Annotated in this window: 9 protein-coding genes; 1 reads left to right on the top strand and 8 read right to left on the bottom strand. The window is 70.0% G+C overall.

Annotation, left to right across the window (positions count from 1 at the left end; translation table 11 throughout):
• Positions 1-125 precede the first annotated feature (125 nt).
• From ABT053_RS41235 to ABT053_RS41210, 6 genes are all read right to left on the bottom strand, one after another.
• A complete protein-coding gene (locus tag ABT053_RS41235; protein ID WP_350977190.1) occupies positions 126-1016 on the bottom strand; it encodes an alpha/beta fold hydrolase in 891 nt (296 codons plus the stop codon).
• A 428-nt stretch (positions 1017-1444) separates the two neighbouring features.
• Positions 1445-2089, bottom strand: coding sequence for a CE1759 family FMN reductase (locus ABT053_RS41230; RefSeq protein WP_350977188.1), 645 nt, complete (start codon positions 2087-2089; stop codon positions 1445-1447).
• On the bottom strand, positions 2086-3228 hold the full coding sequence (locus tag ABT053_RS41225; protein ID WP_350977187.1) for an LLM class flavin-dependent oxidoreductase: 1143 nt from the start codon (positions 3226-3228) through the stop codon (positions 2086-2088). Before ABT053_RS41225 ends, ABT053_RS41230 begins: the two co-directional genes overlap by 4 nt.
• 358 nt (positions 3229-3586) lie before the next feature.
• Entirely contained in the window at positions 3587-4306 is a 720-nt protein-coding gene (locus ABT053_RS41220) for an alpha/beta fold hydrolase (RefSeq protein ID WP_350977185.1), read from the bottom strand.
• Between the two features lie 168 nt (positions 4307-4474).
• On the bottom strand, positions 4475-5338 hold the full coding sequence (locus ABT053_RS41215; RefSeq protein WP_350977184.1) for an alpha/beta fold hydrolase: 864 nt from the start codon (positions 5336-5338) through the stop codon (positions 4475-4477).
• 127 nt (positions 5339-5465) lie between these two features.
• On the bottom strand, positions 5466-6077 hold the full coding sequence (locus tag ABT053_RS41210) for a TetR/AcrR family transcriptional regulator (RefSeq protein WP_350977182.1): 612 nt from the start codon (positions 6075-6077) through the stop codon (positions 5466-5468).
• A 469-nt stretch (positions 6078-6546) separates the two neighbouring features.
• On the opposite strand from ABT053_RS41210, the gene ABT053_RS41205 reads away from it, so the two are divergent.
• The gene (locus tag ABT053_RS41205) at positions 6547-9825 is read left to right on the top strand and encodes an ATP-binding protein (protein WP_350977179.1); all 3279 of its coding nucleotides are present in this window, start codon (positions 6547-6549) and stop codon (positions 9823-9825) included.
• A gap of 274 nt (positions 9826-10099) precedes the next feature.
• On the opposite strand, the gene ABT053_RS41200 is transcribed toward ABT053_RS41205, so the two are convergent.
• Positions 10100-10438 (bottom strand): transcriptional regulator, encoded by a 339-nt coding sequence (locus tag ABT053_RS41200; protein ID WP_350977177.1) that lies wholly within the window; start codon positions 10436-10438, stop codon positions 10100-10102.
• Complete coding sequence (locus ABT053_RS41195) at positions 10435-10797, bottom strand: type II toxin-antitoxin system RelE/ParE family toxin (protein ID WP_350977175.1); 363 nt, start codon at positions 10795-10797, stop codon at positions 10435-10437. The genes ABT053_RS41200 and ABT053_RS41195 overlap by 4 nt, the downstream gene beginning before the upstream one ends.
• Positions 10798-11121 lie beyond the last annotated feature (324 nt).

Here is an 11121-nt window from a genome sequence, read left to right as displayed (position 1 = left end):
TGGGGGCGTTTTTTTACCCCCCCGCGGGGGCCGCGGGGGGGGGGGGGGGGGTGGGCCCCGCCCGCCCCCCCCCGGGGCCCGCCGGGGCGGGGGGCGCCGGCCCCGGCGACTCGAGATCGCGTCGCCTACCTGGTCGGCGTCGACCGATCGGCCTCGACGATCAGTGCCTCGACGTTGCGCGGGTTGGTGATCATCGGGAGGTGCCCCGCCTTGACTCTGGTGATCTTGGCCCCCGCCTTCTTGGCCATCGCGCTCTGCAGGGCGACGGGGACGATGTGGTCCTGGGTCCCGAGCAGGTAGAAGCTCGGCAGCGACTTCCAGGTCGGCGCGCCGGACTCGGCCGTGAGCGCGCTGAGGGTGACGGGCCGCTGGGCCGCGGCCATCGCAGCCGCGGCCCGTGCCGGGATCCCGTTCGCGATGGCGTCCGGGAAGGCATCCTGCTTCAGGTAGAGGTCGTAGTCGCCGTCCGAAGCGCCCGGGTACCGCACGGAGTCGAAGAGATCGGCCGGGTCGAGCTCGTGGTTCGGGTCCAGCAACCCAAGGATGCTGTCACCCTCGTCGGGAACGAACGCGTTGACGTAGACGAGGGCCTCGACGTCCTTGTCCGATCTCGCGGCGTTCGTGATGACGGCTCCTCCGTACGAGTGTCCGACCAGGATGATCGGACCGGTGGTCCGGTCACGGAGGAATGCGGCGAGGTACTCCGAGTCCTCGCGCAGCCCGCGCAGCGGAGTCGGCGGCGCGAGGACCTGGTAGCCCTGGGCTCGCAGGTCAGCAGTGACCTGCGCCCATCCCGAGGAGTCCGCCCAGGCCCCGTGGACGAGCACCACCGTGGGCTTGGGCTCCGGCTTACTCGAAGGCTCCGGCTTACTCGAAGGCGCCGCCGTACTCGTCACCGACTGTCGGCCGCCCGCGTTGCCGATCACCTGAGTCGCGGAGACACCGGTCAGGGGCAGCATCCCGATGAGGGTGAGAACGCCGACCGCGTGCAGCCGTCGTGCCTGGAAGATCTTCATTGTGACTCCTGATGAGTTGATGGGATCAAGCGATATGTCTGGGAAGCCGGAGCGAAGAGACTGACGTTCTCGTGCATGACCGGTTGAGTGGGAGGTCTCTCCTCCTTGCCGGACGCGGGCGATCGCGCTCCCCGGGTGTCGCGAGGTCCGGGTGCCGCCGGTGCTCTCGGAGCGGAGGAAGGCGCCGGGGGAAGAGCAGCCGTCCGAGTCGTCACGGCGGACGGGCACGACGCGCGTCCGTCGACCGATGCCGGACGTCGCGACGCGGTCGCGGGCTCGTGGCATGCCGACACCGTTCCGTCGACCGATGCCGGACGTCGCGACGCGGTCGCGGCTTCGTGGCATGCCGACACCGTCAGTCCGGCCACCACCACCGCGCGGTGAGGCCGGTCGGGTTCGCGCGCCCGTTGATGTCCTGGGTGGCAGGTCTACGCGGTCAGGCCGGTCCGTGCGCTTGAGGGAGCGCCGGCCTGTCGGAGGAGGTGATCGAAAGGTGTCGCCGCGGCGAGGTCCGCGTCGGCATGCCGGCGCCCGGCGACCACGCCCGACGATCCGCCGGTCCTGCCCATCAGGACGGCGAGCTCGCCGGCCGCGCGGAGCACGCGGGAGCCGAGGTCGGTACCGGCGAAGTCGGAGGTCGCGGCGAAGACACCGGTCGGCACCGTGACGGCGTGCAGGTAGGCGAACAGCGGCCGCAGGGCGTGCTCGATCACCAGCGAGTGCCGGGCCGTACCGGCCGTGGCGGCCAGCAGCACCGGCGTCCCGTCGAGGGCGACGGTCTCCAGAACGTCGAAGAAGGTCTTGAACAGGCCCGAGTGCGACGCCGAGAACACCGGCGTGACGACGATCAGTCCGTCGGCCTCCCGGACCACCTGCTCCGCCGCCGCCGGCTCCGGCGCCGGGAACCCGGTCAGGAGCTGATCGGTCAGCTGGTGCGCGAGGCCGCGGAGCTCGACGTGGGTGACGTCGAGCCCCTCGAACGTCTCAGCGGTCGCCGTGGCCAGCCGGTCGGCCGGCAACCGCGTCGAGGACGGGTTCGAGAGCCCGGCCGAGATGACGACGAGCGACGTCACACCGAGACCTCGTCGCGGTCCGTCGTGCCGGTCACGTCGTCGGCGGCGTGGAGGGTCGTGCCGTGCGGGCCGCCCGCGGCCGCCACGAGGGAGGCGTGGGTCGGCGCGTCGGGCACGTGCGCCGGCCGGCACTCGGCGAAGCCGGCGCGCAGGTCCGGCAGCAGTTCGCCGAGCAGGTCCAGCTGCTCGAGCACCGTCTTCAGCGGCAGGCCGGCATGGTCGACGAGGAACAGCTGGCGCTGGTAGTCGCCGACGTACTCCCGGAAGGCCAGCGTGCGTTCGAGCACCTCCTGCGGTGAGCCCACGGTCAGCGGGGTCTGCGCGGCGAAGTCCTCCAGTGAGGGCCCGTGGCCGTAGACCGGGGCGTTGTCGAAGTACCGGCGGAACTCGGCCACGGCGTCCTGGCTGTTCCTCCGCATGAAGAACTGGCCGCCGAGACCGACGATCGCCTGGTCGGCGGTGCCGTGGCCGTAGTGCTCGAAGCGGCGCCGGTAGAGCGCGACCATCTGCCGGGTGTGCGAGGCCGGCCAGAAGATGTGGTTGGAGAAGAAGCCGTCGCCGTGGTAAGCCGCCTGCTCCGCGACCTCTGGGCTGCGGATCGAGCCGTGCCACACGAACGGCGGCACACCGTCGAGCGGCCGCGGGGTGGCGGTGAAGCTCTGCAGCGGCGTCCGGAACCGGCCCTGCCAGTCCACGACGTCCTCTCGCCACAGCCGGCGCAGCAACGCGTAGTTCTCGACGGCCAGGTTGATCCCCTCGCGGATGTCCTTGCCGAACCACGGGTAGACCGGGCCGGTGTTGCCGCGGCCCAGCATCAGGTCCATCCGGCCGTCGGTGAGGTGCTGGAGGGTGCCGTAGTCCTCGGCGATCCGGACCGGGTCGGTCGTCGTGATCAGCGTCGTGGACGTCGAGAGGATGATCCGCTCGGTCTGCGCGGCGATGTAGGCCATCGTCGTGGTCGGGGAGGACGCGACGAACGGCGGGTTGTGGTGCTGGCCGACCGCGAAGACGCCGAGGCCGACCTCCTCGGCCTTCTTCGCGATCTCCACCTGCGCCTTGATGCGCTCGTGCTCGGACGGGGTGCGCCCGGTGGTGGGGTCCGTCGTCACGTCACCGACGGAGAAGATCCCAAACTGCATGACCTGCCTGTCCTCTCATCTCGATGTCCAAGGAAGTGCTGGTGACGGGCGTCTCGGCGGCGACATCGGGAACGTCGCCGCCGACCCTCGATCCGGGTCCGGGTGGGGGTCGACGTCGTTCGGCCGGGAGACGACGGCATGCGCGGCATCCAGCCGACCGTCGTCGACGTCGACGACGAGGGAGCGGGTGCGGCCGCGACCCGCCCGTGCTCGCCGAGGAGCCGTACCCGCCGGGCCATCGCCTCGTCGTGGAGCCCCTGTCGTGGAGTCCCTGTCGTGGATCGGCGTGACGGGCCGGGCCTGCGACGCCGCCCTCGGCTCCTCCCGATGGGTCACGCCCGATCGGGTGCCTGCGTCGTCACACGGTCACGGAGGCGAGTGCCTCGCGGATCACCCGGACGACCTCCGCCGGGTGGGCGTGCATCACCAGGTGCGAGGAGACGACCTCGGTGACCTTGGCCTGGGCGCGCGCGTAGCCGAACCGCTGGACCTCGGGGTTGATGGCCTGGTCGGAGGACGCGACGATCCCCCACGCGGGCAGGTCCTTCCAGGCGGCCGTGCTCGCCGGCTCGCCGAAGGCGGCCCCGGCGAGCGGTCGCTGTGAGACGGCCAGGGTGCGCGTGAGTACGGTGTCCACATCCGCGGCGAAGATCTCCGGGAAGCTGGAGACATCCACCGACACATCGATGCCCGGCTCGTCGGAGCCCTCGACGGGGAAGGGCGTGTAAACGAGGGCCCCGGCCAGCGGCGAGTCGGGGAAGCGGCCCTGCAGCTGCCCGAGGCTCTCGCCCTCGTCGAGGACGTAGGCGGCCAGGTACACCAACCCCACCACGTTGTCCTCACGACCGGCGACGGTGATCACCGCGCCGCCGTAGGAGTGACCGACAAGGAGGACGGGGCCCTCGATCTGCCGGACGACGGAGGCGACGTACGCCGCGTCACCGGCGAGGCTGCGGTTGGGTACGGCGGGAACCAGCACCCGGGTGCCGTCGGCGAGCAGTTCGGTGACGACGCGGGCGTAGCTGGACGCGTCGGCGAAAGCTCCGTGGACCAGGACCACGGTGGGCGTGTTGGACATGACTTCTCCTTCGGCGAACCGCCGGTGGCGGCAGTGGGAACGCACCGTCCGGCGCGTCCGTCAGATGTCGGTCGCTCCTCGGGAGCTCCTGCCATCGCTTCCAACGGTAGGGAGGCGCGGTGGACGACTAGTGACCGATTTGTGGATCGCGCGGCTGGAGTGGGCGCGTCAGAGGTGTTTGTCGAGAAATGCCCGGATGAGCGGCACGACATCGTCGAGAGCGCTCTCGAGCAGGAAGTGGCCGCCGGCCACCAAGCGGACCTCGGCGTCCGGCAGGTCGGTGGCGAAGGCGAGCGCCCCGGCGGGCCCGAAGATCGGGTCGCCCTTCCCCCAGACGGCGAGCAGCGGAACCTGCCGCTCACGGAAGTACCGGTGCACCTCGGGGTACAACGTCAGGTTGGTGGCGTAGTCCAGGAACAGCGCGAGCTGCACCTGGTCGTTGCCGGGCCGCGACAGCAGGTCGTGGTCGTGAGTCCAGGTGGCGGGGTCCACCAAGGTCTCGTCCGTCACGCCCGCGAGGTACCGCCAGCGGGTCAGCTCAAGGGTGAGCGCCTGACGAACCCCGGCCTCGGTCTCGGGGGTCTGCTCCCTCCAGTAGTCGCACACCGTGACGAAGAACTCCGGTTGCAATCCCTCGGCGTACGCGTTGCCGTTCTGGGTGATGATCGCCGTGACCGCATCCGGTGCCCTCAGGGCAAGCCGCCACCCGATCGGCGCGCCGTGGTCGTGGACGAACAGGCAGTACCGCTCGATGCCGAGCTGCGCGAGAAGAGCTCCCGTGACATCGGTGAGCGAGTCGAAGGAATACGTGAACTCGTCAACCGCCGGTGCGTCGGAGAGTCCGAAACCGACATGGTCGGGTGCCACGAGGTGCCAACGATCCGCCAGCCGTGGAAGGAGGTACCGGAACATCAGAGAGCTGGCGGGGAAGCCGTGAAGAAGCACCAGGGTGGGCCGGTCTCTCGGCCCGGCCTCTCGGTAGAAGATCTGGTAGCCGTCGACCATGGCGTACCGGTGATGGATCGTGACCATGTTGTGTGCCGCCTTCGCCCGGTGTTCCCGTTGTATAGGGGTGCTCACCGAAACGTATTGACGCGCTGTGGACGAATTGTGAAGCCGCGACGGAGTGACGCGCCCGCCCCCGTCAGTCCTTCCCCCGTCAGTCCTTGAGGATCGCGGCCGCGACCCGATCCACGAGCCACCGCGTCCCCCGCTCGACGCCCCACCCGAACGTCTCCACGGCGAGGACCAGCTGAGGGTTGCGGAAGTGGAAGAAGATGATCTTCGCTGCGTCCTCGACCGAGAGCCCCTCGGCCAAATCGCCGTTGCCGGCGATGCCCTCGACGATCATCTCCAGCGCCTCGATGTGGCGTTGGTCGGCGACGTCGAGGAATGTCTGGGCGGCCGGGGAGCTGGGTGCGGCGCGCTCGACGATGCGCATGATGTCGCCGGCCTCCGCGGCGTGCGCGACGTAGCCCGCGGCCAGGACCTCCAGCTTGGTCCGGCCCGTGGGCGCGGCCGCCGCGTCGCTGATGATCCGTCCCACCGTCGGGCTCGTCGTCCAGATGTCCATCAAGGTCCGGAGCAGACCGTCCTTGCCTCCGCACTGGGCGTAGACGGTGGCAGGGGAGACACGCGCCTCGCGTGCGATCTTGTCGACCGTGGTCTGCGCGTAGCCGGGCACGGCGTACAGCTTCCGCGCGGCCTTGATGACCTCTTGCCTGGTCATCTCGGCGTACTCGTCACGACGGCTCGGCGCTTGGTCTGGCAACGTCTCGCTCCCCATCCCAGTAGTGACCGGTGTCTCCGGCCCAGGTGCGTCCGAATGCTCTCACGGGAATCCAGGCGGCACCGATCGCGCACTCGAACGCGTCGCGCCCCAGGACGGCCGGGACGCGGATCCGGCTCGTGTCCGGCTCGTGTCCGGCTCGTGTCCGGCTCGTGTCCGGCTCGCGTCCGGCTCGCGCGCGTCGCCGGGGCCGGGCCCTGGCCGAGAAGCGCGAATACGTGTCGGTGAACCCGATCAACCGCGCGACCGGTCATACGTCCCCGTCCGTCACCGCGCCTCCCCTGGCTGGAAGTTCGATTCTGGCTAGAGTGGCACTCCAGCGTTTAGAGTGTGCGTACACTCACACTAGTACAACTCCGAACCGGCGCACAGCGAACGGCAGGATCGGGGCCGGGCACCGAAAGGGTCGGACATGACAGCAACGCCCGTCATTCCCGAAAGCGTCGACGCGATGAGGGGACTTCCACTCCAGGGCCCCCTGCGCCTGCAGGTTCTCGGCCCGTTGCGGGTATGGCGGGGCGAGAGCGAGCTCGAGGCCGGGCCACGCCAGCAGGCGTACCTGCTGGCGCTGCTCCTCGCCCGCGGAGGCCGGCCGACCGGCACCGGCGAGCTGATCGACCTGATCTGGGGTGAGGACGCGCCCGCCAGCGCCCTGAACGTGATCCACAAGTATGTCGGCTCGCTACGACGCCTGCTGGAGCCCGACCTGCCCCCTCGGGGAACGGGCTCCTACCTGCTGAAGCGGGGCAACGGCTACCTGTGCGCGGCCGGAGCGGACCTTCTCGACCTCACGAGGTTCCGGCAGCAGTCCGGCGCCGCCCGGGCAGCGCGGGCGGAGGGGCAGGACGCGGCGGCACTGGATCACTACCTCTACGCACTCCGTCTGTGGAGTGGACCGGCCGGCGACGGGTGGGCGCACGGACCCGCGGCCGCACCGATCTTCGCCGGCCTCAACGACGAGTACTTCCAGGCCTGCGTCGAGGCGGCCTCCGTCGCACTGACGCTCGGACAGCCCACGCGAGTGCTGCCGGCCCTGCACCTGGCCGCCGCGATGGCCCCCCTGCACGAACCGGTGCAGGCCAGTCTCATCACCCTGCTGGGCGGCGCGGGTCAGCAGGCGAAAGCCTTGGCCGTGTTCAACGCGGTGCGCGGACGCCTCGCCGAGGACCTCGGAATCGACCCCGGGAAGGTCCTCAAGGCCGCCCACCAGCGGGTGCTCACCCAGACCCCCGCGACCCCCCGGGCGTCGGCCGCCCAGGCCCCGGTCACCGAGCCCTCGGGCGCGCCGGCACCGTCTCCGCCGCCGGCCTCGCCGACGCCCCCGTCTGGCGACGTCAACCGGCTGGTCGGCCGGTCGGACGAGATCGCGGTGCTGCGACGTGCTGTCGAGCCGGCCCTGGAGAACGGCACGGCGGTCGTGCTGCTCGAAGGTGAGCCCGGGGCCGGGAAGAGCCGGCTCATGGAGGAGATCGCCGGCCACGCCGAGGATCGTGGCGCCCTCGTGGTGTGGGGTCACTGCCTCGAGGGCGAGGGCACGCCGACGATGTGGCCGTGGGTCGAGACGGTGTCCGGCCTGCTCGACGTCATGCCGGAGGCACGGCGTGAGCGGTGGTTGGCTCGCGATCTCGGTCACCTCGTCGGCTCCCGCGTGGAGATGTCGGAGGCGCCGGCGATCCCGGACGGCAACGCCCGGTTCCGCCTGCTGGAGCAGGTCGTCGGCCTGATCGCCGAGGTGGCCGGCGAGCGGCCGGTCGTGATGATGATCGACGATCTGCAGTGGGCCGACACGAGCTCGCTACAGCTCCTGGATCATGTCATCTCCCGCCTTCCCGCCGGCACGGCTGTCGTCGGCGCGCTTCGCAACCGGGGCCCTTCGCCCGGCTTGGAGCTGGTCCGGACGCTCGCCGCCGCCAGTCGCGCGCCCGGTCACCGGCGGCTCCTGGTCGGCCCCATGAGCCCGGCCGAGGTGGCCGAGCTCATTCACCTCGAGACCGGCGTCCGGCTCGCCCCCGACGTGGCCACCTCGGTGCACACCCGCACGGCCGGCAACCCGTTCTTCGTCCAGGAGCTGGGCCGGCTGTGGGGCGCCGGCAGCGAGCTCACCACGGAGACGGTGCTGCGCAGCACCGTCCCGATGACGGTGCGCGACGTCGTACGCGACCGCCTCGCCGTGCTCGACGGCGACGCGCGGGAACTGCTGGAGATCGCGTCACTTGTCGGCCAGAGCGTCGAGCTCGCCCTGCTCGCCCGGATGGCGTCCCTCGACGTGGGTTCCTGCCTCGATCGCCTGGAACCCGTCCGCGGCCTCGGTCTGGTCGGCCCGACGCCCGGCGACCCGTTCTCCTACCGCTTCACCCACGACCTGGTGCGCCAGGCCGTGTCAGAGGCGATCCCGCCAGGTCGCGCGACCGCGCTGCACGGCTCCATCGCGGACGCCATCGAGGAGGTCGGGCTGAGCGACGAGTCCGTCGCCGAGCGGATGGCACACCACCTGTGGTCCGCGGGGCCCGTGGCAGACCCGGCCCGTACCGTTGCGGCCCTGGTCCGCGCCGGCGCCCGAGCCAAGGCGAAGACGGCGTTGGCGGCGGCCGAGCGCCACCTCGGGTCGGCGGTGGAGCTGGCACGCAGGGCGTCACTTCTCGAACTGGAGCTCAGGGCGCTCTCGCAGCTGATCGCGGTCGTCGGGATGCGTTCGATGTACGGCACGGCCTCCGTCAGCCTGCTGGAGCGAGCGGAGCAGATCGCGCAGCGCCTCGGGCGCGATCGCGAGGCGGCCGGGTTCCTGTTCTCCCGCTGGACCGCGCACGGCCAGGCCCTCGACCTGGACCGCAGCAGTCCTCTCGCCCGCCGGCTCGAGGAGTTGGGCAGGACCTCCGAGGACCCGGTCGTCCGGTGCTACGGCGGGGCCGCGGCGGGCATCCACGAGTGGTGCCTGGGAAACATCGGTGAGTCCTTCCAGCGGCTGAGCGCGCTGAGCCCCGGCCTCCTCTCCGACCACGACGAGGAACACCGCGATTCCGTGCGGGACGGCGTGCAGCTGATGGCCGCCGGGATGTTCGCCGAGATCGCGGGCTACCACGGACAGACGGCCCAGGCGCGCGAGGTGCTCGACACCCTGGCGAAGGCGGCGGGTGACGACCCGTACGCGGTCACCGCCGCGACCTCCTTCGAGGCCCGGACCGCCTCGGTGGTCGGCGACCCCGACTGGGCTCTGCGTGCGGCGGAGCGCGGGATCGCCGCCGACCCGCACTTCTCCTTCGCCTCCCTCGGCACCTACCTGCGCCTGGCCCGGTGCTGGGCGCTGGCGACGACCGGACAGGACCCCGCGGCCGCCGCGGACGAAGCCGAACGACTCATTCGCACCAACCTCGTCAGCCCCGCCCGTACCTGCGTCTCGACCTGGTACGCCCTGCTGGGTGAGATGCGCATCGCCGCGGGCTCGCTGGACAAGGCCGCGGCAGCGCTCGACAGCGCCGAGGAGTATCTCGAGCGCTACGGCCAGCGTTCCGCGGAGGCGCTGCTCGTCCTCGTCCGCGCGCGATTGGAGCACGCCGCCGGCGACGACCGCGCCGCCGTACGCCTTGCCGACCAGGCCCGCACCGTGGCGCTCCGGCAGGGGGCACATCTCTTCGTGCGACGAGCCGACCGGCTCCTCGCCGAACTGGGCGGCGAGACGCCCATGGACACGGCGGTCCAGGATCTCCACCCTTCGTCCACCGGGCACCCATAGGTTCTCGACCTGAGCGCGGCGGGGCAGCCGGGGAGACGGCGGCCTACACCGGTCCGGTCAGTCTCGGCATGCCCCAAGCCCGGGACCGCACATGATTCACGATCAGTACGGCACGATCACACCGAGTTCGCGGAGCCGGGCGACTGCCATCGACAGACACAGCGCAGCGCTGGCGCCGTCGGCACGTATCCCCGCCTCCAGCGGACCGCCGCTCGCCGCGAAGGTCCATAAGGAGAGAAGAACACGGGAACAACGGTATCCATCATGGACACGATCACCCAGTATGGCGACCACGAGGCATATCGAGCACCATGGCCGAGTCGCCGAAGTCGGCCACGATCTTCAGCTGACCTCCGAGCGCCGTCACGTAAGCGGCCAGGGTGGCCACTTCGCTGATCACTCCGCTCTCGATCTGTGAGACGCGGGCCTGTGACACGCCCATCGCCTGAGCGACATCCTCCTGTCGCAGGCCAAGCTTGCGTCTGGCTTCAGCGAGTTGGTAGGCGCGCTGGCGAGCTACGAGCCCATCTCGGAGTTGGGCAACCTCCTGCTCATCGCTGGGCTGAACAAGTTCGGCACGTAGTTCCTCCCACGTCACCGCCTGATCGCTCATCGCTCCCTCTCCTTGAGGTACCGGGCAAAACGCACCTCTGCCGTTTTGATCGCCACGTCATACCACCCGCTCCAGTCGCCGGATTTGTCTCCGGCGACCAAGAACACAGCTTGGCGCCAAGGGTCGAAGACGAAGAGCATTCGTACCTCGCTCCGCCCGCTGGATCCAGGCCTCAGCTCCTTAAGGTTACGGATGGTCGATCCATGAAGCGTGTCCACCAAGGGCCGCCCCAGCCCGGGACCTTCCTCGGCAACCCGATCCAAGGCCGCAGCGATCAGCAAGAGTGTCTGCCGATCCACCTTCCGTAGCTCGTGAAGCCAGTCACGGACCTCTGGAACGATCACTATCTGCCAGTTCACTCCATCATAATAAATTTCTTATGTTGATCCAAGAGGAACTTTGGCAACTCAGCGTATCGCCAACGTCACAAATCTTGAGGCATGGACCATGAGTGATCAGGGGAAGAACCCGCCCGGAGTCGCCCACGTGGCCGGCTGACCTCAAGCGGCGACGCGATCGGAGTACTTTTCTCATTCGATCACGATGCTTGCGGGCGCGCCTTCGCCGTGTTCGCTCAGCCCGGTCTGGCCTAGGCCGTGTCTTCAAAGTGATCTAGGTTCTGCGGGATCATTGGCGGGTGATTCGTCGTCATGAGCTGACCGATCAGGAGTGGAACGCGCTCA

This window comes from Streptosporangium sp. NPDC002524 (assembly GCF_040295985.1).
Classification (GTDB): domain Bacteria; phylum Actinomycetota; class Actinomycetes; order Streptosporangiales; family Streptosporangiaceae; genus Streptosporangium.
The sequence above is the reverse complement of the archived record's forward strand: the minus strand, read 5'-3'. Positions and strand labels throughout refer to the sequence as shown.